This is a genomic window from Agromyces luteolus (genome assembly GCF_009729855.1).
GTDB lineage: Bacteria > Actinomycetota > Actinomycetes > Actinomycetales > Microbacteriaceae > Agromyces > Agromyces luteolus.
In genome coordinates this window covers 59,640-80,209 of record NZ_WODA01000006.1, presented here as the reverse complement: position 1 = coordinate 80,209, position 20,570 = coordinate 59,640, and the positions used below count along the sequence as shown (strand labels likewise).

General features: G+C 71.3%; 24 protein-coding genes. 18 read left to right on the top strand and 6 right to left on the bottom strand.

The window, feature by feature from the left end; genetic code table 11:
• The first annotated feature begins 162 nt into the window (after positions 1–162).
• From GLX25_RS03985 to GLX25_RS03955, 7 genes are read left to right on the top strand one after another with little or no spacing between them, the layout of a single operon-like run.
• Entirely contained in the window at positions 163–1,113 is a 951-nt protein-coding gene (locus GLX25_RS03985; protein ID WP_155840908.1) for an alpha/beta hydrolase, read from the top strand.
• A complete protein-coding gene (locus GLX25_RS03980) occupies positions 1,110–2,522 on the top strand; it encodes a dihydroorotase (RefSeq protein ID WP_166548425.1) in 1,413 nt (470 codons plus the stop codon). Before GLX25_RS03985 ends, GLX25_RS03980 begins: the two co-directional genes overlap by 4 nt.
• Position 2,523: 1 nt before the next feature.
• Positions 2,524–3,531: an LLM class flavin-dependent oxidoreductase gene (locus tag GLX25_RS03975; protein WP_205719824.1), complete on the top strand. Its 1,008-nt coding sequence runs from the start codon at positions 2,524–2,526 to the stop codon at positions 3,529–3,531.
• Positions 3,532–3,567: 36 nt separating this feature from the next.
• Positions 3,568–4,401, top strand: a complete 834-nt coding sequence (locus tag GLX25_RS03970) for an ABC transporter ATP-binding protein (protein ID WP_155840907.1) — start codon at positions 3,568–3,570, stop codon at positions 4,399–4,401.
• A complete protein-coding gene (locus GLX25_RS18745; RefSeq protein ID WP_166548424.1) occupies positions 4,398–5,231 on the top strand; it encodes an ABC transporter permease in 834 nt (277 codons plus the stop codon). The genes GLX25_RS03970 and GLX25_RS18745 overlap by 4 nt, the downstream gene beginning before the upstream one ends.
• A complete protein-coding gene (locus tag GLX25_RS03960) occupies positions 5,228–6,067 on the top strand; it encodes an ABC transporter permease (RefSeq protein WP_155840906.1) in 840 nt (279 codons plus the stop codon). Before GLX25_RS18745 ends, GLX25_RS03960 begins: the two co-directional genes overlap by 4 nt.
• Positions 6,068–6,078: 11 nt before the next feature.
• Entirely contained in the window at positions 6,079–6,525 is a 447-nt protein-coding gene (locus GLX25_RS03955; protein WP_155840905.1) for a RidA family protein, read from the top strand.
• A gap of 616 nt (positions 6,526–7,141) precedes the next feature.
• On the opposite strand, the gene GLX25_RS03950 is transcribed toward GLX25_RS03955, so the two are convergent.
• Both GLX25_RS03950 and GLX25_RS03945 read right to left on the bottom strand, forming a co-directional pair.
• A complete protein-coding gene (locus GLX25_RS03950) occupies positions 7,142–7,378 on the bottom strand; it encodes a hypothetical protein (protein WP_155840904.1) in 237 nt (78 codons plus the stop codon).
• 162 nt (positions 7,379–7,540) lie between these two features.
• Complete coding sequence (locus GLX25_RS03945) at positions 7,541–7,780, bottom strand: hypothetical protein (RefSeq protein WP_155840903.1); 240 nt, start codon at positions 7,778–7,780, stop codon at positions 7,541–7,543.
• 304 nt (positions 7,781–8,084) lie between these two features.
• Between GLX25_RS03945 and GLX25_RS03940 the strand changes: the two genes are divergently transcribed.
• Both GLX25_RS03940 and GLX25_RS03935 read left to right on the top strand, forming a co-directional pair.
• Positions 8,085–8,318 carry a DUF4258 domain-containing protein gene (locus tag GLX25_RS03940; protein ID WP_166548423.1) on the top strand — a complete coding sequence of 78 codons (234 nt, stop codon included), beginning with the start codon at positions 8,085–8,087 and terminating at the stop codon, positions 8,316–8,318.
• Between the two features lie 11 nt (positions 8,319–8,329).
• Positions 8,330–8,671: a hypothetical protein gene (locus tag GLX25_RS03935; protein ID WP_205719823.1), complete on the top strand. Its 342-nt coding sequence runs from the start codon at positions 8,330–8,332 to the stop codon at positions 8,669–8,671.
• 226 nt (positions 8,672–8,897) lie between these two features.
• Here the strand turns inward: GLX25_RS03935 and GLX25_RS03930 are convergent, their stop codons facing one another.
• Entirely contained in the window at positions 8,898–9,494 is a 597-nt protein-coding gene (locus GLX25_RS03930; protein ID WP_155840902.1) for a hypothetical protein, read from the bottom strand.
• A 161-nt stretch (positions 9,495–9,655) separates the two neighbouring features.
• Complete coding sequence (locus GLX25_RS03925; protein ID WP_155840901.1) at positions 9,656–10,741, bottom strand: ABC transporter substrate-binding protein; 1,086 nt, start codon at positions 10,739–10,741, stop codon at positions 9,656–9,658.
• 229 nt (positions 10,742–10,970) lie between these two features.
• Here GLX25_RS03925 and GLX25_RS03920 point away from each other — a divergent pair, with 229 nt between their 5' ends.
• The 7 genes from GLX25_RS03920 to GLX25_RS03890 all read left to right on the top strand — a co-directional run bounded on the left by GLX25_RS03920 (position 10,971) and on the right by GLX25_RS03890 (position 16,501).
• Positions 10,971–11,978 (top strand): alcohol dehydrogenase catalytic domain-containing protein, encoded by a 1,008-nt coding sequence (locus tag GLX25_RS03920; RefSeq protein ID WP_166548422.1) that lies wholly within the window; start codon positions 10,971–10,973, stop codon positions 11,976–11,978.
• Positions 11,968–12,564, top strand: a complete 597-nt coding sequence (locus GLX25_RS03915; RefSeq protein WP_155840899.1) for an OsmC family protein — start codon at positions 11,968–11,970, stop codon at positions 12,562–12,564. The genes GLX25_RS03920 and GLX25_RS03915 overlap by 11 nt, the downstream gene beginning before the upstream one ends.
• Positions 12,561–13,793: a CaiB/BaiF CoA transferase family protein gene (locus tag GLX25_RS03910; RefSeq protein WP_155840898.1), complete on the top strand. Its 1,233-nt coding sequence runs from the start codon at positions 12,561–12,563 to the stop codon at positions 13,791–13,793. The genes GLX25_RS03915 and GLX25_RS03910 overlap by 4 nt, the downstream gene beginning before the upstream one ends.
• Positions 13,790–14,653 (top strand): amidohydrolase family protein, encoded by an 864-nt coding sequence (locus GLX25_RS03905; RefSeq protein WP_155840897.1) that lies wholly within the window; start codon positions 13,790–13,792, stop codon positions 14,651–14,653. The genes GLX25_RS03910 and GLX25_RS03905 overlap by 4 nt, the downstream gene beginning before the upstream one ends.
• A 51-nt stretch (positions 14,654–14,704) precedes the next feature.
• Complete coding sequence (locus GLX25_RS03900; protein ID WP_155840896.1) at positions 14,705–15,547, top strand: DODA-type extradiol aromatic ring-opening family dioxygenase; 843 nt, start codon at positions 14,705–14,707, stop codon at positions 15,545–15,547.
• Positions 15,547–15,894, top strand: a complete 348-nt coding sequence (locus GLX25_RS18455) for a hypothetical protein (RefSeq protein ID WP_205719822.1) — start codon at positions 15,547–15,549, stop codon at positions 15,892–15,894. Before GLX25_RS03900 ends, GLX25_RS18455 begins: the two co-directional genes overlap by 1 nt.
• Positions 15,895–16,027: 133 nt before the next feature.
• Positions 16,028–16,501, top strand: coding sequence for a hypothetical protein (locus tag GLX25_RS03890; protein WP_155840895.1), 474 nt, complete (start codon positions 16,028–16,030; stop codon positions 16,499–16,501).
• Position 16,502: 1 nt separating this feature from the next.
• On the opposite strand, the gene cofD is transcribed toward GLX25_RS03890, so the two are convergent.
• Both cofD and GLX25_RS03880 read right to left on the bottom strand, forming a co-directional pair.
• Positions 16,503–17,564 (bottom strand): 2-phospho-L-lactate transferase, encoded by a 1,062-nt coding sequence (cofD, locus tag GLX25_RS03885; RefSeq protein ID WP_166548421.1) that lies wholly within the window; start codon positions 17,562–17,564, stop codon positions 16,503–16,505.
• A gap of 224 nt (positions 17,565–17,788) precedes the next feature.
• Entirely contained in the window at positions 17,789–18,778 is a 990-nt protein-coding gene (locus tag GLX25_RS03880) for a zinc-dependent alcohol dehydrogenase family protein (RefSeq protein ID WP_155840894.1), read from the bottom strand.
• A gap of 184 nt (positions 18,779–18,962) precedes the next feature.
• Between GLX25_RS03880 and GLX25_RS03875 the strand changes: the two genes are divergently transcribed.
• Together GLX25_RS03875 and GLX25_RS03870 are read left to right on the top strand one after the other, a co-directional pair.
• Positions 18,963–19,610 (top strand): phosphoribosyltransferase, encoded by a 648-nt coding sequence (locus GLX25_RS03875; protein WP_155840893.1) that lies wholly within the window; start codon positions 18,963–18,965, stop codon positions 19,608–19,610.
• 9 nt (positions 19,611–19,619) lie between these two features.
• Positions 19,620–20,489, top strand: coding sequence for an LLM class flavin-dependent oxidoreductase (locus GLX25_RS03870; protein ID WP_155840892.1), 870 nt, complete (start codon positions 19,620–19,622; stop codon positions 20,487–20,489).
• The last annotated feature ends 81 nt before the right edge of the window (positions 20,490–20,570 follow it).

Here is a 20,570-nt window from a genome sequence, read left to right as displayed (position 1 = left end):
CGACCGGTCAATCCGAACCGGCGGTCACTCGTCATCATTCCACGCGGTGGAAGTGGATTCAATACTGGATTCTGGATCCAGAATGGTGCATGATCCAAATCACGGGTGCAGGAATCCACCCGAACCACGCGTCGCAGCGTTCAACGGAAGGACGTCGCATCCATGCAGACGACACCGGTCGAGTTCTACAGCGAGGGAGACCGCCTCGCGGGACTCTGGCGCACACCCGATGAGCCCGGCCCGTACCGGGCCATCGTCCAGGGCCCCGGATGGCTCGGGCTCAAGGACGCCAAGCTCTACGTCCGCTACCACGAGGCCCTCGTGGCCGCCGGCTTCGCCGTGCTGGTCTTCGACTATCGCGGCTTCGGCGACTCCGGCGGCGACCGCGGCATCCTCTCCCCCGCGCGGCAGTTGCAGGACCTCGTCAACGCGGTCAGCTACCTGACCACGCGCGACGACGTCGACCCCGACGCCATCGGCGTCTTCGGCACGGGCGGAACGGGCGGCGGCAACGCCGTGCTCCTCGCCGACGCCGACCCGCGCGTGAAGGCGGCCGTCAGCCAGGTGCCCGTCGCCGACGGCACCGACTGGCTGCACCGCATGCGGCAGGAGCACGAGTGGCTCGCCTTCCTCGCCGGGCTCGAGGAGGACCGACGCCTCCGGGTCACGACCGGCGAGGGGCGCCTGGTGCACCCCCGCGAGGAGATCATGGTCCCGACGCCCGAGCGGCGCGCGACGACGATCAAGGCCGACGTCGACGACCGCATCCCGAGCGCCATCCCGCTCTCGTGCGCGGAGGAGATCCTCGCCTACCGGCCGATCGACGCGGCCGCCCGGCTCACCACGCCCCTCCTCGTCATCGGCGTCGAGGGCGACGCGACCACACCCACCGACCACGCCGAGCGGCTGTACGCCGCCGCGCGCGGCCCCAAGCAGCTCGTCGTGCAGCGGCACACCACGCACTACGCCGCGTACGACCGCTACTGGGAGCAGACCACCCCGCTGATCGTCGACTGGCTCGACCGCTACGTGCGCCCGAGCCACGTCGACGTCCGCACCACCCGCTCGCCCGGCCAGGACGAGCACCTCGAGCGCATGGAGGCACCCCAGTGACCATCGACCTCAGGATCGCCGGCGGCGTCGTCGTGACGCCGTCCGGCCCGACCACCGCCGACCTGCTCGTCGACGACGGCCGGATCGCCGGCCTCGTCGCACCCGGCGTCGCCGTCGACGCCGCCCGCACGATCGACGCGACCGGGCGACTCGTGCTGCCCGGCATGGTCGACGCCCACGTGCACACCCGGGAGCCCGGCTACGAGCACAAGGACGACATCCTCACGACCACGCGGCAGGCGGCCGCCGGCGGCGTGACGACGATCTTCGGCATGCCGAACCTGAACCCGCCGACCGTCGACGTCGAGACGCTGACCGACGTGTTCGAGCGCTACGCGTCGACGTCGATCGTCGACTGGAACCACAACCCGGCGCCGACGAAGTTCGACGACATCGTGCCCATGGCCGAGATGGGCATCAACGCCTACAAGATCTACATGGTCGTCGACACGGGCCGCACCTACCCGCACCCCGCGGGCACCGGCATCCACGACCACGGCCACCTGCTGCAGATCATGGACCGCATCGCCGGCACCGGCAAGCGGTTCATCGTGCACCCGCACGATCAGGCGCTCATGGACTACATCGAGGGCGAGGTGCTCGCCCGCGGCGAGAACACGCCGCAGGGCTACGCCTCGGCGTACGCCGCGCGCGAGGGCGTCATCTGGGACACGGCGATCGACGTGATCCTGCGTCTCGCCGAGGCATCCGGATGCCCCGTGCACATCGCGCACATCCAGACGCGCCGCTCGATCGAGGCCGTGCGTCGCGCGAAGGCCGCCGGCATCGACGTGACGTGCGAGGTGAACCACTGGGCGCCGTTCCTCTCGACCTGGAAGGACGTGGAGACCCTCGGGCCGTACGCGCTGTCGTACTGGGTGCCCGACGACAACCGCGCCGCCATCTGGGAGGGCATGCGCGACGGCACGATCGACATCGCGAGCTCCGACCACGCGCCGCACACGCGCGAGGAGAAGGAGATCGGCTGGACCGAGATGTGGAGCGCCCACACCGGCACTCCGGGCATCCAGTACTACTACGAGCTCATGCTCGACGCCGTGAACCGCGGCGAGTTGACGCTCGATCGCGCGGTCGACATGGTCGCCCGGATCCCGGCCGAGAAGTTCGGGCTGGCCGGCACGAAAGGCACGCTCGAGGTCGGCGCCGACGCTGACATCGTGATCGCCGACATGCAGCACGAGTGGACGATCACGAACGACGACGTGCTCTCGAAGATCGGCTGGACGCCGTATGACGGCCGCACCATCAGCACCCGGATCGAGCGCACCCTCGTGCGCGGCCGGGACGTCTACGCCGACGGCGCCGTCGTCGGCGAGCCCGGATACGGGAAGCTCGCGGCCGCGCCGGCCGACATCTCGGCCGAGACGGCCGGAACGGAAGGGAACTGACATGGCGATGAAATTCGGACTGCTGCTGCCGCACTTCGGCGAGGAGGCGAGCCGCGAGAAGCTGCTCGAGGGCTCGCAGCTCGCCGAGAAGATGGGCTTCGACTCCGTGTGGGTGCGCGACCACCTCGTCTTCGAGCCGCACGGCGAGATGGAGAAGCCGAACCGCACCTTCTACGACGCGCTCACGACGCTCACCGCGATCGGGGCGGTCACCGAGAAGCTCGAGCTCGGCACGGGGTCGCTCATCCCGTTCCGCCACCCGCTCGTCACGGCGCTCATGGCCGGCACGATCACCCAGCTCGTCGGCCCGCGGCTGATCCTGGGCTTCGGCGCCGGCACGTTCGACCACGAGTTCGAGGCGATCGGCTGGGGCGACCTCGACCGCGTCGAGGCGGTCCGCTCCAACGCCGAGATCCTGAAGCGCGTGTTCACCGAGAACGACGTGACCTACGACGACGGCATCTTCTCGTTCGAGAACGTCACGATCGAGCCGAAGCCCGTCGGCGGCCGCGTGCCGTTCTGGTACTGCGGCGCGACCCCGCGCTCGGCGCGGCTCGCGGCCGAGTACGCCGACGGCTGGATGCCCGGCCGCATCTCGCTCGCGACCATGGAGAAGCGCATCGCCAACATGCGCGAGCTGACGGATGCCTCGGGCCGCCCGATGCCGACCGTGTCGGTGATCCCGCCGACCTCCATCGAGGCGACGCGCGAGGAGGCGCTGAAGCACGTGAACATCCCGGGCCTGCTCGCCTGGGCGAACAAGGCGAAGTTCGCCGTCAAGCCGCCCTCGGGTACGTTCGAGACCGTCGAGGACCTGGAGGGCCAGCTCATCGTCGGTGACCCCGACGAGGCGGTCGAGGAACTCAGGAAGTTCGAGGCGATCGGCACCGAGCACCTCGTGTTCGACTTCCGGTTCAAGTTCGACCGCTTCTTCGAGCAGATCGAGCTGCTCGGCACCGAGGTGCTGCCGAAGATGCGCGAGCACGCCGCCGAGCCGGCGCTGACCTGATCGAGGCGCCCCGTGGACATGGGAGAGGGGACTGCGATGACGACCACCATCGAGCCGGCCGAGGACGAGGCATCCGTCTCGTCGCTCATCTCGGTGCGCGGCCTGGGCGTGAGCTACGACGTGGCCAGGACCGGGAAGAAGCTCGTCGCGATCGAGGGCGTCGACCTCGACGTCCGCGAGGGCGAGTTCGTGACCGTGCTCGGCCCGTCGGGCTGCGGCAAGACGACCTTCATGAACGTGATCGCGGGGCTCGTGAAGCCCAGTGCGGGGCAGGTGCTCGTGGCCGGGGAACCGGTCACGGGCCCCGGCCCCGACCGGGCGGTCGTGTTCCAGGACTACGCGCTGCTGCCGTGGCGCACGGTCTTCGACAACGTGAAGTTCGGGCTCGAGATGCAGAAGGGCCTGAAAGGCGACGGATGGCGCGACCGCGTGCAGGAGGCGATCGAGCTCGTCGGGCTCAGCGGGTTCGAGCACTCGTACCCGCGCGAGCTCTCGGGCGGCATGCAGCAGCGCGTGGGCCTCGCCCGCGCGATCGTCGCCGAGCCGCGGATCCTGCTGATGGACGAGCCGCTCGGTGCGGTCGACGCGCTCACGCGCGAGGTCATGCGCGCCGAGATCGAGAAGCTCATCGCGGCGACGGGCAAGACGGTGCTCTTCATCACGCACTCCATCGAGGAGGCGATCCTGCTCGGCGACCGGATCGTGGTGTTCAAGAGCCATCCGGGCGCCATCAAGGAGGTCATCGAGACCGGCCTCGCACGGCCGCGATCGGAGCGCAGCATCCAGAGCGACCCGCGCTTCCTCGAGCTCCGCGACCACCTGTGGGACGCGCTGCAGGGTGAGGCGACCGCCGCGGCGGTGTCGAAGTGAGCACGTTCCTCGCCTCGGGGCCGAACCTCGGTCGCGGCGGCATCGGCGCCTGGCTCGCGGGGCTGAGCGCGCGCGGCAAGGCGCTCGTGCTCGCCGCCGAGGTCGTCGTGATGCTCGTGCTCTGGCAGCTCGTCGTCGGCGTGCTGGGCTGGATCAACCCGGTCTTCTTCCCGCCGCCGTCGGCGATCTGGCAGGGCTTCCTCGAGCTGTGGTCGAGCGGCGTGCTCGCGACGAACGCGCTCGTGTCGCTGCAGGCGTGGCTCACGGGCTTCGCGATCGCGGTCGCGATCGGGATCCCGCTCGGCCTGCTGATGGGCACGTCGCTCCCGGTCGACCGGGTCGTCGGGCCGATCGCGTGGACGATCTACGCGACGCCGACGATCGCCTACCAGCCGCTGGCGAAGGCGTGGTTCGGGTTCGGCATCGGTCCCGTGATCTTCCTCGTCGCGATCAGCGCGGTCTTCCCGATCCTGCTGAACGTCGCGGCGGGCATGCGGACGACGAACCCGTCGATCATCCGGGCCGGCACGGTCTTCGGTGCGAGCCGATTCCAGCTGTACCGGTCGGTGTACCTGCCGTCGACCGTGCCGTTCCTCTTCGCCGGGCTGCGACAGGCGGTCGTGCTCGCGACGATCGGCATGGTCGTCGCCGAGCTCACCGGTTCGGCGCAGGGCATGGGCGCGGTGATCATCCGTGCCGCGAACACCTACCAGACCGACCAGGCGTTCGCGGCGATCGCGCTCGTGGTCGTGTGGAGCGTCGGCATGACGCAGGTGGTGACCCTCGTCGAGCGCTGGGTCGCACCGTGGACGAGGAAGGCACGTCGATGACCGTCACCTCAGCGACCGGGACGAACCGCATCGTCCGTCCGCGCCGCGTCGTCCGCTCCGGCGAGGGCAAGTGGGCGTGGCTGCTCGTCGGCGTCGTCGCCGCCGTCCTGCTGGTCTGGGAGGCCGCGGTGAGCTGGTTGCAGCTCGTGCCCGCGGCGTTCCTGCCGCCGCCCACCGAGATCATCGCGGCGTTCGTGCGACTCCTCGGCGAGCCCGAGTTCTGGCAGGCGTTCGTCTACAGCATGCAGAACCTGCTGATCGGCCTCGCCCTCGCGATCGTCGTCGGCGTGGTCGTCGGCCTCGCGGTCGGCTGGTCGCCGGTGCTGCGCTTCACCGTGGCGCCGTTCCTGTGGCTGCTGTACTCGACGCCGAAGGTGGCGCTCGCGCCGCTCTTCATCCTGATCCTGGGGCTCGGCAACGAGTCGAAGATCGCGCTCGTGTTCCTGCTCGCGGTCTTCCCGATCATCCTGAACACGATGGAGGGTGCGGTCACCGTGAGCCCGTCGCTCGTGAGCGCGGGCCGCGTGTTCGGCGTGAACGGCGTGTACCTCGGCTGGAAGGTGATCTTCCCGGCGACGCTGCCCTACAGCCTGTCGGGCATCCAGCGCGGTGCGGCGCTCGGTTTCACGGGCGAGGTGCTGGGCGAGTTCCTCGGTGGCACGGGCGGCCTCGGCCACCTGCTCGAGTTCGCGGCGTACCAGTTCATGATGGCCGAGGCGATCGCCCTGGTGATCGTCATGGTGATCATCGCGAACCTCACGCTGTGGCTCATCTCGACGCTGCGCCGCCGGCTCGCGCCCTGGTACGACGACCGCAAGATCGTCGGGGCGTCGTAAGGGTCTGGCGCATGCAGAAGCAGATCATCAGGCCCGTCGGCGTCTACCCGCCGACGGCGGACTTCAGCCAGGCCATCCGCGTCTCGGGCGGCGACCTCGTGTTCGTCAGCGGCATCATCGGCATGCGAGCGGATGGCACGATGCCCGCCGACACCCGCGAGCAGGTGGAGCTCGCCTTCGCCAACCTCGCCGCGGTGCTGGATGCCGCGGGCGCGACCCCCGCCGACGTCGTCAAGGTCAACGTGTTCGTCCGCGACGACTTCCGGCTCGTGCGCGACGACGTGCGCGAGATCCGCGCGCGCTACTTCACGCACGACTTCCCCGTGTCGACGCTCGTGCAGGTCGCCGGCTTCGCCGGCCCCGAGTACCGCTTCGAGATCGAGGCGATCGCGGCGGTGCCGTCACGGGCGGATGGCGCGGCTTCCGTTGCTGCGCCCGCCCGCGTGTCGAGCGGCTGACGCGGCATCCGCTCGCCCACAGACCGCCGGCCCCCGTTTCATGCGCGATGACGGGGGCCGGCTGCTGCGTGCGCGGGCCGGGCCGGCACGAGCGGCGACGCCTGACGGGGCGCCCTCATTGCGACGGGCATCGGGCGGGTTATCCGGGACGGCCGCCGCGCGCCGCGGGTCGTCATTTGAGGATGTCGTCACTACTGGCGGGTGCGAAGTCCGTTGCACCCGCCAGAGCTGACGACAACCGCCACCCCCGATCCATGTTCCCGGTCGGTCCACCCGATCCCGCTGCCGCATGGCAATATCCCAACCGACGAGGTCTCGGTGAAGGACCAGCTTGCGGGCGCTGAGCTCTGAGAGCCGGCGATTGCGTCAGTCCTCCGACTCGTCCGGCAGGGTCGGATATCGCCACGAGTGGATCAGGTTCCACCACGCACGGACGGCGAGCCAACTAGCGCCAGCCAGGAGACGAAGTGGAAGGGCCACGGCATCGGACTGCTCCCGAGGGACATCAGGATCAGTGCTCCGGCCGCGAATACGTTGAATGTTGCGCCAACGGCACCTGTCGGGCCCCAGGGGTTGAACGTGTCGGACCAGCAGAACCAGCGGCGCATCAGACTGATCATGAGGGGCCATTCGTCGCGAGACCGACCAGCGCCATGATCAACCAGAACGCTGCAGTAGCGAGCATGAAGAGGATGAGGACATCGGCAACCCGCTTGCCGAATCGTAGGCGCGAGGAGTCGACGCCGCCGTTGATGATCCTGAGGCGGTCGATCAACCAAGCGCGGACTCCTGCGGAGCCGATACCGACCATTCCCCACCAGAATGCGAGGAAGAACATGGCAGTCGTCGGCATCCCGGTCGTTCCTTCTCGATCACCAGCTCGGATCCGGCTTCGAGGAGCTGCAGACGGAAGCGTATCTCCTCGACGACCGATCAGGCCGACCGATGATCAGTGAGGGATCGGCCTCGCCAAGTGGCGAGGCCCTCGAAGTGCGACAGTTAGTTCTTGCCGAAGTTACTCGGCGTGTAAACGCGCCTCAGCCGGAGTCTCCTGCCGAAATGCGCGCCGGTACTTCACGACGAGCCAGATGTTGTGCGCGAAGTTCACCGCGGCGGCGGCGACCAGCATCCAGAACCAAGGCGACAGCGTCTGAGCGAGCACCCAGAAGATGAAGACGAAGAAGGGCGACAGCCCGACCGAGACCCATGCGGAGATGAGTTGATACCGCGGGTCCTTGCCGAGCGCTTTGAACAACTGGTTCAGTGAGGGCGATGTATCCGAGGTCAACGTTCCCTCCATCGGCGGGCGCAAGGGCTGGGTCAGGGACCATCGTAGGTCCCTCACAGACATGCAGAGGGCCCCGCCGATTGGCGAGGTCCTCGAAGTGCGGCAGTTGGTTCTTTGCCGAATTCGCCCAAGCGCTACATGCTCCCCTCGAGGTAATGCCGCAGTGAGGGATCCCTTCGACGCGACATTGCGACTGAAGCTGCAGCGTCCCTGCACGTGTCATCATTTGGTTGACATCCGGGATGTCGGCCGTCAACAATAGGTTGACGATGTGGAGATCAGGTCGAGCGCCAGGAAGCACGGCATCACGGATGCCGACATCCGACACGCCATCCGCCACCCGCGCGTGTACCGCGAAGTCGAGCGTGACGGCGACCCTCAGATCCTCATCATCGGCCCAGCCCAGGACGGGCGGTTCCTCGAGATCGTCGTGGTCCCGGCGGCCGATCCGACCCGGGTCATTCACGCCGACAACCTTCGCCCCAAGTGGTACGACCTGATCTAGGCGGTGACAGCATGACGACAACGAAGAAGAACAGCACGGAGGCGTGGCTCGATGAACTCGAACTCGCCAAGTCGGACATGCGCGATGGAGCGCAGTTGGCGAGGATCGGTGCTGCACTCGACGCGCTCGAGGCGGCAGAACGCGATCTCGCGGACGCGGTCGCGGAGGCGCACGCCGCAGGTGATACATGGGCGGCGATCGGCGCCGTCCTCGGAACCTCCAGGCAAGCCGCCCACCGGAAGTACGCGCCGCTGGCCAACGAGAGCGTGCCGAATGCCGTTGGCCGCAACATCGCCAGCGGGGTTCAGGGACTGAAGAACGTCCGAGCCGGGCGAGGCAAGTCCAAGACGTGATCTGAGACGGCCGAGCACCCGCGCCTCATGCGAAGAAGCGCTGCGCCTTCGCGGACGCCGAGATCGTTGCCCACTTCCTCGTGCCGAGGCCGGAGACGCCCATTGCCGCCTCGACGCCCGACGCCTCCAAGGCGAATCCCTCTCCTCACCTCACAGCTGATGCCAGTGACGTCGATCCGCATGGCCTGTGATGCGATGGGGGGTCAATCAACGACCCGAAGTCATCTCAGCAGGCCGGCTTCGTCGTCGCCTGCATGTCCGGCGCATTCTGGTCGTCGACCTTGCTGAACTCGCCGAAGTACTCCGGAGCATCGGGGTCGCCTGCGATGAACTGCAGGTACATCGTGCCGGTCGGGCTCTCGACCGCATGCCAGAGCAGGCGAAGGTCTCGTCCGTCCGCACAGCTGAGCTCGACGGAGCCGAATCGCTCGCCCTCCCACGTTCCGTGGCCGTCGAGCACGGCCGGAAGATCGGGGGTTTCATCCATCCAGTCGAAGGTCCACGCCGCATCCGACGGAACACCTTCGACGACGGCGGACCCGTCCCGTCTCAGTTCGATCGTGGCCCTGCCATCCGACGACTCACTCGACCAGCGACCGGTCAACTGCGGTGGGGATGCGGATACCGCCGACCGCCAATTCGCCAGGTACCACGCGGTGCCGGCGAGTCCGGTGAGCACGCCGGCAGCAGCCCAGATCCCGATCGTCGCGATGATCGCCGAACGCCCACCCTGACGCGCCCGCCTGATCGACCACACGATCAGGAAGATCAGAAACCCGGCCGCGAAGGGGAAGGTAAGCACGAAGAACACGCCGAACAGCACCCACGAAGGGTACAAGCCTTCGGGCGGGACCGATCGGAATGCACGTGCACCGCGTGAACCGTCGGCTCGGCCGGCCCATACGGGCACCGCCGCCGGGCACGCGACGGGCCCCCGCCGTCATGCGCTGCGGCGAGGGCCCGTCGATCGTGCGGGGGATCGGGTCAGGGGTAGGGGAGGGTCTCCGGGCCGGAGTTGTCGAGGCCGAGGAGCTCCTGCGCCTTCTCGAGGTAGACGAGCTGCGCGGTGTCGAACTCGATGGGCTCGAGGCTCTGCGTCTCGACGGTGGTGTCCCAGGCCTCGGTGTCGAAGTAGAGGTTCTGGCAGGCGAGGTGGCCGTCGAGCACCCAGGGGCTGTCGGAGCCGCGGAGCGCCTCGACGTCGAAGTCGTTCGCCTCGTAGATGTCGAGCACCTCGTCGACGTTGTCCGGGAACTCACCCGGTGCCGGGGCGGTCACGAAGTCGACGGCCTTGAGCGTCGCCCGCAGGAATCGCACGAGCGTGTTCGGGTTCTCCTGCACGTAGCCGCTCCCGGCGACCATGACGTCGTTCGCCCAGTTGCGGAGCGCCTCGACGGGGAACTTCGCGCCGGCCTCCTCCAGCGCGGGGCGGTCGTCGCCGTAGAACGGCTGCAGCGTGATGCGGTCGTTCACGAAGAACTCCGTCCACGATTCCGAGCCGGGGCCGGGGTAGACGACCTCGACGTTCACGCCCTCGAGGTCCCAGCCCTCCTCGGCGAGCACGCGGGCCCGCTGGAACTCGGCCGGGTCGCCGGGCGTGCCGGCGAGGACGATCGACGTGCCCTCGAGGTCCTCGACCGAGTCGATCTCGGGCTGCACGGCGAAGTCGAAGTTCTGCCGGCAGTAGTGCCCGGAGACGAGGTCGACCTCGACGCCGCCGCGGATCGCCTCGATGACGGTACCGGTCGACTCGACGCCGATGTCGGCGCTGCCGGATGCCACGGCCGCGGTCACGTTGTCGGCCGTGATGACCTCGACCGTGAGGCCCTCCTCCTCGTAGTAGCCGAGGTCGGTGGCGAGCACGTACATCGAGTACATGGTGATGTCGGGGAAGGGGATGGCCACCGTGATGTCGGTGTCCTCCGGCTCGCCGGGTTCGCCGTCGGCGAGCTCGACGGGCTCGGTGTCGCTGCCTGCTGCGGGGGCGCCCGCGGCGCAGCCGGTGAGCAGTGCGAACACTGCCAGGCCGGCGGCCGCGGCGAGGCCGGAGCGAGGGATGGATCTGCGCATGACTCTCCATTCTTGGCGGGTTGACTCGCGGTCGGCGTCCCGCGGAGAGCGGAGCCTCTCGCGAATTGCTGGATACCGTATCCAAAACTTGTGCATCTGTCCACGGTTTCCTGACGAACGTCTTCGGGGGACGATGGGTTCGATCTCGGTCTGGACGAACCGGCGCATTTTTGGATACGGTATCCAAAGCGGCGCGGATGCCGCGAGACCGACCGGAAACGAGGCGACCGTGCGTGCAGCCCTCCTCCAGGCCCATGGCCTCGACGGACTCGACGTCGCGCACGTCGACGTTCCCGAGCCGGGCGCGGGCGAGGTGCTCATCCGCGTCGAGTCGGTCGGCGTGAACCAGCTCGACCTCAACGTCATCGCCGGCCACGGCCCTGGTGCCGCCGCGAAGCTCCCACGGGTGCTCGGCATCGACCCCGCCGGGGTGATCGTCGCCGTCGGCGACGGCGTCCCCGAGCAGCGCGTCGGGCAGCACGTCGTCGTCAAGCCCAACATCCCCTGCGGTCGATGCGCCGCGTGCGCCGAGGGCCGCGAATCGACCTGCCCCGCGCAGCGGGTGGTGGGCGTGCATCGCGACGGCGGAGCGGCCGAGTTCGTCGTCGTTCCGTCGGCGGTCGCCTTCGACCGTGCGGGGCTCGCCGCCGAGGTCGCCACGGCGACCGTGCACAGCCTCCCCATCGTCGTCAACGCGTTCGACGCCGCCGGCGTCCGCGCCGGTGATCGCCTCCTGGTCACCGGCGCGGGCGGCGTGCTGGGCCGCGCGGCCCTCGAGTACGCCGTGCACGTCGGCGCCGACGTGACCGCGGCCACGCGGCATCCGCTCGACGACGCGCCCGACGGAGTGCGGGTGCTCGTCACCGGAGCGGGCGCCGACCTGGCCGGAGCGCTGGCTCCCGGCGACCGCTTCGACGCGGTCGTCGACGTGAGCGGCAGCGCCGCGCTCCTCGGACAGGCGATCGCCGCGCTCGGGTGGGGCGGGCGTGCGGCGTTCTGCGCGGCATCCGTCGACACCCGGCTCTCGATCGACGCGCGCGAGTTCTACCTCGCCCGCAAGCGGCTCGTCGGCGTCGCGAGCGCCGACCTCGACCAGGTGCGGCGTGCGCTCGACCTCGTGCGCGCGGGCGCCGTGAGCCCGCGCATCGGCGCGCGCTACCCGCTCGACGACGTGCGGCGCGCGTACCGCGAGTTCCCCACGACGACCCCGGGCAAGGTGATCATCGATGTCCGCTGACCTCATCGACCGACCGCGGCTGCGCGCCTCGCTGCAGCGCGTCGCCGAGCGGACGCGCGCCGACGCGGCATCCGCCCGCATGCGGCCCTGGGTCGCCGCGCGGCTCGAGGGCGACGTCGCGTCGGTCTCCGAGTTCGAGCAGTACGGCACGCACTACTCGTTCCGGTCCGACGAGTCCGCCGAGCGCGGCGGCCACGACTCGGCGCCGAGCCCGATGCGGTACCTGCTCAGCTCGATCGCGTTCTGCGTGCTCGGCTGGGCGGCGAAGACCTGGGCGGCGGCGGATGTCGCGGTCCGCTCGCTCGAGGCCGAGGTGCGCACGTGCCTCGACCTCCGAGGCGAGCACCTCGTCGAGGGCGCGCCGGCGCATCCGCTCTGGTTCGTGGTCGAGCTCCGCATCGACGACGACGCGGCGCCCGAACAGGCCGTGGCGCTGCTGCGCGAAGCGGCGCGGCGGTGCCCGACGACCTCGCTCGTGTCGAAGGCCGTGCCGCTGCACCTCGTGCTCGTGCAGCGCGGCTGGACCGTCCTCGACACGCGCCCCGACGACCTCAGGAACGAGCACCGAGAGGAGCAGACCCGATGAGTCCCGACCAGGGCATGCGCGACCCGGGACGCGCCGCCGGCACGGTCCGCGGCGCGGGCCCGCTCGCGGGCATCCGCGTGATCGAGCTCGGCCAGTACATCTCCGGGCCGTACGCGGCGAAGCTGCTCGCCGACCTCGGCGCCGACGTGGTGAAGGTCGAGTCGCCCGACGGCGACCCGATGCGGCGCTGGGAGGGCCACGGCGCGATGAGCCCGCAGTTCGCCGCGTACAACCGCGGCAAGCGCGCGGTCGTGCTCGACCTGAAGAGCGACGAGGGGCTCGCAGCGCTGCGCGCGCTCGCCGCCGATGCCGACGTGCTGATCGAGAACTTCCGCCCCGGCGTCGCCGACCGCCTCGGCTTCGGACCCGACGCCCTGCACGAGCTGAACCCGCGGCTCGTCACCTGCTCGATCACGGGCTTCGGCCCGAGCGGCCCCTACGCCGCCCGGCCCGCCTACGACACCGTCATCTCGGCGGTCGGCGCGATGTACAGCCAGGTCGTTCCGGCCGACACGCTCCGGCCGCTCGGCCCGGCGTTCTCCGACCTGCTCTCGGGCCTGTCGGCGTCGCAGGCGATTCTCGCGGCGCTGCACGCCCGCGGCGAGCGGCCGAACGGCGAGGGCGAGCACGTCGAGGTGTCGATGGTCGGCTCCCTCATCGACTTCCTCACCGAGGCGGCGGCCACCTACCTCGAGACCGGGCAGGTCGCCGGGCCCGACTCGCGCCCGCGGCGCGCGCAGGCGTACGCGTGCGTCGGCTCCGACGGGAAGGCGTTCGTCATCCACATGTCGGTGCCCGAGAAGTTCTGGACGGGCCTGCTCGACGTGCTCGAGCGCCCCGACCTGGCGAGCGATCCGCGCTTCGCGACCCGCGAGGCGCGCGTCCGCAACTACGACGAGCTCGACGCCGAGCTGAAGGCCATCACCGAGCGGATGCCGCGGCAGCACTGGCTCGACCGGCTCGTCGCGCACGACATCCCGCACGGTCCGTTGAACACCGTCGCCGACCTGTTCGACGACCCGCAGGTCGCCTCGATGGGCCTCGTCGAGGAGATCGAGGGGCCGGATGGCGCGCCACTGCGCGTGCCCGCCCCGAGCACCGTGTTCCACGCCAGCGGACGGCCCGCGCTGCGGGCGGCGCCGCGGCTCGGCGAGGGGAACGCCGACGTGCTGGCTCGCGACGCGGCATCCGTCGCCGCCACCACCGCACCCGAAGGGACCCCCGCATGACCCGCCCCGACGACCTCGTCGCGATCGACGTGCACACGCACCCGCAGACCGAGGAGTTCCTCGCTGCGATGGGCCGGCGGCACCAGCAGATGGCGAAGCACTTCGGGCGCGAGCGGCCCGTCGTGTCGTTCGCCGAGCAGGCCGACCAGTACCGCGAGCGGCGCATGATGGCCGTCATCGTGAACTCCGACTCCGAGACCACGTCGGGGATCAAGGGCGCGCCCAACGACCTGCTCGGTCGCGCGCAGGCCGACCACCCCGACGTGTTCCTCGCCTTCGCGGGCATCGATCCGTGGAAGGGCGAGGCGGCGATCGCCGAGATCCGCCGCATGCACGACGAGTACGGCATCAGGGGCGTGGGCGAGCTCAACCCGTCGCGGCAGAAGTTCCTCGCGAACGACCAGCGGTTCTTCCCGATCTGGGAGACGTGCGCCGAGCTCGGGCTCGTCGTGATGTTCCACTCGGGCTTCCCGGGTGCGGGCGCCGGCACGCCGGGCGGCGGCGGCTACCGGCTCGAGAACGCCAGGCCCGTGCCCTACATCGACGACGTCGCCGCCGAGTTCCCCGAGCTGAAGATCATCAGCGCCCACCCGGCCTGGCCGTGGCACCTCGAGAACCTCGCGATGGTGTGGCACAAGTCGAACGTCTACCTCGACCTGTCGGGGTGGGCGCCGAAGTACCTGCCGCCCGAGGTCGTGCGCTACGCCGACTCGCTCATCACCGACCGCGTGCTGTTCGGCTCGGACTGGCCCGTGATGACCGCCGACCGGTGGATGGACGAGTTCGCCGAGCTGCCCTTCAAGGACGAGTCGCGGCGGAAGATCCTGCTCGACAACGCCCGCGGGCTGTTCGGGATCTGAGGAGCCCGAGACATCCGCTGAGCCGACCCGCGACGCAACGAAAGGAACCCGATGGCCGAGCTCGTGCTCGCTGCGGTCACGCCGCACAACCCGCTGCTGTGGCGCGCCATGACCGACCCCGTGCCCGACGACCTGCGGCCGATCGCGGCGAACTTCGCGCGCATCCGCGAGGCGGTCGCGTCGCACGAGGTCGACGTGCTCGTCGTCATCGGCACCGACCACCTCCGGCAGTTCTTCTACGACAACTCCCCCGCGTTCGCGATCGGCAAGGCCGACGCGTACCACGGCACGTGGGAGAACGAGGTGCGCACGTTTGGGATGGAGTACGCGGAGGTCGTCGGCCACCGCGAGCTCGCCGACCGGATCGCCGGCCGGAGCGTGCAACCCGACGCCATCGACTTCTCGGTGAGCCTCGAGTGGCGCCTCGACCACGCATTCGTGATCCCGCTGCAGTACGTGCGGCCCGAGCTCGACATCCCGGTCGTGCCGATCCACGCGAACGCGTCGATGCCGCCGGTTCCGTCGGTACGCCGGTTCGTCGCGCTGGGGGAGCACCTGCGGCGCTCGATCGATGACTGGGACGCCGACGCGCGGGTTGGGATCCTCACTTCCGGGCACATGGCGAACGACGTCGGCGGCCCCCGCACGTTCGCGGGGTCGCCGGACCCCGAGTTCGACGCGCTCGCCGCCGGATGGATGCGCGACGGCGACCTCGACGGCGCGATCCGGGTCTGCAGCGACGTCGACCGCCTGACCGCGGCCGGCAGCATGACCTCCCAGTTCCTGAACGCGGTCGCGGCGCTCGCGGCGATGGGCGGCCGCGCCGCCGACTTCGTCGACGTGCCCGAGTCGCGCTTCTCCACGAGTCCGTTCTTCCTCTGGAGCACCCGCTGATGAGCGCGTACATGGTCGACAAGTTCATCCGGGCGGTCGAGCTCGGCGACGCGACGGTCGTCGAGTACGTCGCCGACCCGCCCGCGTTCGTCGAGCGCTGGCTCGCGGGCGGCGGCACGCCTGACGGCCCGACCGACGACCGGGTGCTCACCGAGGCCGAGCGGGCCGCGTTCGCCGCGCGCGACTTCGGTGCGCTGTACGCGCTGGGCGCGCATCCGTACCTGCTGTGGCACTTCACCGAGGCCGTGTACGAGCACGAGTACACCGAGGGCTTCGGATGGCGCGAGCTCGTCGAACGCTACCGCGCCGCCGTCGCGCCGCAGGGCCTGGTCGACTACATCCCCTGAGCTGCGCCCCCGTAATCCCCGCGTAAGCGGACGGTAAGCGCACCGTCAGCGCTGCCCCGTCGCCGCTCGCGCGGCTCCGGCATTGACTGCTGGAGGGCCGTCGGAACCGGCGGCCGAACGGAAGGGGAATCTCATGCACACCACACGGATCCGCCCGATCCTCGGGACGGTCGCCGCCGCGGCACTGGCGGTCGGCGGGGTCCTGGCGGGCGCTCCGGCGGCGAACGCCGCGGGCGTCAGCGGACCGGCCTTCTGGGTCGACGGCGCCCAGTACCGCACCGTCGGGACGCCCACCGACTTCTCGGGCACCGGCGCGCCCGCGTCGTCGTTCCAGCCGATCTACGCCTTCCCGGAGGGCACGCAGGCGAACGTCGCCACGGCCGCGCCCGGCGACCCGGGGTACCGGGGCGGTCGCTGGGTCGTCACCGAGGTGCTCCTGCCGAACGGCTACGGTGCGGCGCTCGCCTCGGGCGACCTCGACGACGACGGCGTGCTCGACTCCGACGAGGAGCTGTGGGCCGCGGCCGGCGCGGGCGACCTCGCGCTCGGCGGGGTGCTCCGGTACTTCGAGTGCCCGGTGATCCCGCTGCCTCGCGGCGGCCGCTGAGTCAGCGGTGCCCCGCGGGCGCGGTGCCCGCCGCGGCATCCGCCGCGAGGTCGAGCGCCGCGCCCGCGAGCGCGGCCGACGTGTCGAGGTCGTGCATCCAGAGCGGGGCGGATGCCGCGGCGAACCCGTCGCCGACGAGACCGGGCACGGCCGCGGCATCCGTCTCGTCGACGAGCCAGCCGTCGAGCACGCCGCCCGTCGCGCGCGGGCCGTAGTGCCGCGCGACGGCCGCGGCATCCGTCTCGACGCCGATCGCCGAGAGGCACGCGTCGGCCATGCCCCGCACGACCCGGCCGCCGATGATCGGGGAGACGCCGACGACGGGCGCGGCCGCTGTGGCGAGCGCGTCGCGGATGCCGGGGATCGCGAGGATCGTGCCGATCGACACGACGGGGTTCGAGGGGGCGAGGAGCACCACGTCGGCGTCGGCGATCGCGGCCTCGACGCCAGGCGCGGGTCGAGCGTCGGCGAGGTTGCGTTGCTCGAAGCCGAGCGCGGGTATGGATGCGCGGTAGCGGGTCCACCACTCCTGGAAGTGCAGCTGGTCGCGGCCCGCGGCGTCGGGGTGCGCCGGATCGATGCGCACGTGCGTGTCGACCTCGGTGTCGGTCGCGGGGATCAGTCGCACGCCGAGGCGCCACCGGCGCTGGAGCCGTTCGGCCACCTCGGACGGCGCGAGGCCGTCGCGCAGCCACGACGTGCGCGCGAGGTGCGTGCCGAGGTCGAGGTCGCCGAGCGTGAACCACGGCCAGCCGACGCCCCACTCGCGGAGCTCGGCGGCGACGCGTTCGGACTCGCCGGCGCGACCCCAGCCGCGTTCGGTGTCGTTGACGCCCGCGAGGGCGTAGAGCAGCGAGTCGAAGTCGGGCATGAGCCGCACGCCCGAGAGCCAGAGGTCGTCGCCGGTGTTCACGACGACGCTCACGTCGGCGGCGCTCGCCGGGGTGCCGTCGGCGGCCGGTTCGGCGTCGGGCGCAGCCGGCCATCGGCGCGCGCACTCCTCGCGCACGCCGCGCGCGAACCGCGCGCCACCGACTCCGCCCGCGAGCACCGTGATCTTCACCGTTCCACGCTAGCGCCGCCCGGCGCCGTGGCCGCCGGTCGGCGCGTCGGACGTCGGGCCGTGCGGCGACTGGCGAATGAGAATCCCGGGAGATGCGCGCTCCAGCGCGCCCATCTCCCGGATTCTCATGCGCCAGAAGGCCTGGAATCTCGGGGCGCGGGGGCGCGGGGGCTCGGAGCCAGGGCTGCGCGGGTCCGGCGCGCCGCTTCCGCCTTCCGCGGCCCTCAGGCCTCGCGCACGAGCACGAGCGAGCCCGACGCGCGGCCGGATCGCAGGTCGTCGACCGCGGCATCCGCTCGTTCGAATTCGTAGGGCGTCGCGGTCGGCGCGACGCCGAGGCGCAGCGCGAGCCGCAGGAACTCGTCGCCGTCCGCACGGGTGTTCGCCGTGACGGTCCGCAGGTCGCGCTCGAGGAAGAGGTGGTCGGCGTAGGTCATCGACGGGACGTCGGTCATGTGGATGCCGGCCAGCACGACGGTGCCGCCCCGCATCGTGGCCTCGAGCGCGACGGGCACGAGGTCGCCGGCCGGCGCGAACACGATCGCAGCATCGAGCGGCTCGGGCGCGGCGTCGCGCTCGCCGCCGACGAAGTCCAGTCCGAGCTCGCGGGCGAGCCGCTGGTTCGCCTCGCCACGCGTCATCGCGACGACGCTCGCGCCCCCGGCCATCGCGAGCCGGGCCGTCAGGTGCGCGCTCGAGCCGAAGCCGTACAGCCCGAGCCGCCCGCCCTGCGGCAGGTTCGCGCGGCGGAGCGCGCGGTAGCCGATGATGCCCGCGCAGAGCAGCGGTGCGACCGCGACGGGGTCCGCGTCAGCCGGCAGGGCGTACGCGAACGCCTCGGGCACGGTGGCGAACCGCGCGTAGCCGCCGTCGGCGTCCCAGCCCGTGAACCGCGCATCGGGGCAGAGGTTCTCGCGCCCCGACCGGCACCAGCGGCAGGCGCCGCACGTCGAGCGCAGCCAGGCGATCCCGACGAGGTCGCCGACCGCGGTGCGACGCACGTCGTGTCCGGTCGCGACGACGCGGCCCACGACCTGGTGCCCGGGGACGACCGGGCTGCGGCGCGGCGCGAGCTCGCCGTCGATCACGTGCAGGTCGGTCCGGCACACCCCGCACGCGGCGACCTCGACGACGAGTTCGCCGTCGGCCGGCTCGGGTTCGGGCGGCGTCGATGCGGTGAGGCGTCCGTCGCCTCGCGTCGTCCAGGCATCCATCTCGGTCCCCTCGGCTTCGACTGCCAGCGTGCGACGGATGCCGCGGCGCGCGGGGGACGAAGGTCACCCCGGCCGATGCGCACCTCCCCGCCCGGCCGGCGGCCCTCGGTGCGACACCGCCTGGGCCGGTGTCGCGGGGACCAACGGCCCCGCCGGGCACGGGCGCGGGGCGCATGCTGGAGGCATGTTCCGTGACCGCGCCGACGCGGCGGCCGCCCTGCTGGAGCGGCTCGACGGCTTCCGCGACGAGGACGTCGTCGTCCTCGGGCTGCCGCGCGGCGGCGTGCCGGTCGCGGCGGCGGTGGCCGAGGGGCTCGACGCGCCGCTCGACGTGATCGTCGTCCGGAAGCTCGGCATACCGGGTCAGTCGGAGGTCGCCATGGGCGCCATCGGCGAGGGCGGCGTCCGCGTCGTCGACCACGGGATCGTGCGGCGCGCCCGCGTCTCGGATCGCCGATTCGCCGAGGTCGAACGGCAGGAGCAGCAGACACTCGACCGCCGCGTGGCGCAGCTGCGCGGCGACCGCGCGCCCGAGCCGCTCGGCGGCCGCACGGCGCTCATCGTCGACGACGGCCTCGCGACCGGCGCGACGGCCGAGGCCGCATGCGAGGTCGCCCGCGCTCGCGGTGCGCGTCGCGTCGTGCTCGCGGTTCCGGTCGCGCCGAAGGACGCCGCGGCGCGCGTGCCGTCGGCCGACGCCCTGGTCGCCGTCGAGGTCCCGGACTGGTTCATGGCGGTCGGCCAGGCGTACGCCGATTTCCGCCAGACGACCGACGAGGAGGTCCTCGAGCTGCTCGAGGCGGCACGGGCGCGGAGGTCCGGGAGCGCGTAGCGTGGCCCCATGCCCGACTACGGCCGCCCGATCGAGTTCGGAACGTTCATCACGCCCTCGGCGCTCGAGCCCGAGCACACGGTCGAGCTCGCCATCGCGAGCGAGCTCGCCGGGCTGGAGTTCGTCACGTTCCAGGACCACCCGTACCAGCCGCGATTCCTCGACACGTGGACGCTCATGAGCTGGGTCGGCGCGCGCACGAGTCGCATCCGCATCTCCGCGAACGTGCACAACCTGCTGCTCCGGCCGCCGGCCGTGCTCGCCCGCTCCGCGGCATCCCTCGACCTGCTCACGGGCGGTCGCGTCGCGCTGGGGCTCGGCGCGGGCGGGTTCGCGCCGGCCGCGGTCGCGATGGGCGCACCGAGCCGGACGCCCGCCGAGCAGGTCGGCGCGCTCGGCGAGGCCATCACCGTGATCCGCGAGCTGCAGGACACGGATGCCTCGGGCGGCGTGTTCCTGCACAACACGCACTACCCGATCCGCGGCGCGAAGCGAGGACCCGCCCCAGTGCAGAGGCCGATGCCCATCTGGCTCGGCGTGATGAGACCCAAGGGACTCCGGCTGCTGGGGAGCGCGGCCGACGGGTGGCTGCCGTCGCTCGGCCGGCTCGAGCACGGCGCGGACTCCCTCGATGCGGGGCACGAGATCATCGACGCGGCGGCGCGCGGCGCAGGGCGCGAGCCCCGGAGCATCCGTCGCCTGCTGAACGTCGGGCCCCGCCACTCGGACCCGGAGACCCTCGCCGACCTGGCGACCCGGCACGGCGTCGACACCTTCATCGTCGTCGGGGACGACGAGGCGCTGATCGCGGAGCTCGGCGCGCGCATCGCGCCGGAGACGCGGGCACTGGTCGCCGAGCGGCGGGCCGCGGCCGGCTGACCGGCGGCGCCCGGACCGGCGAGCGCGCAGATCGGGACGTCCGTCCTCTGGACCTGAGGGCCTCCGCGCGCGACGATGGAC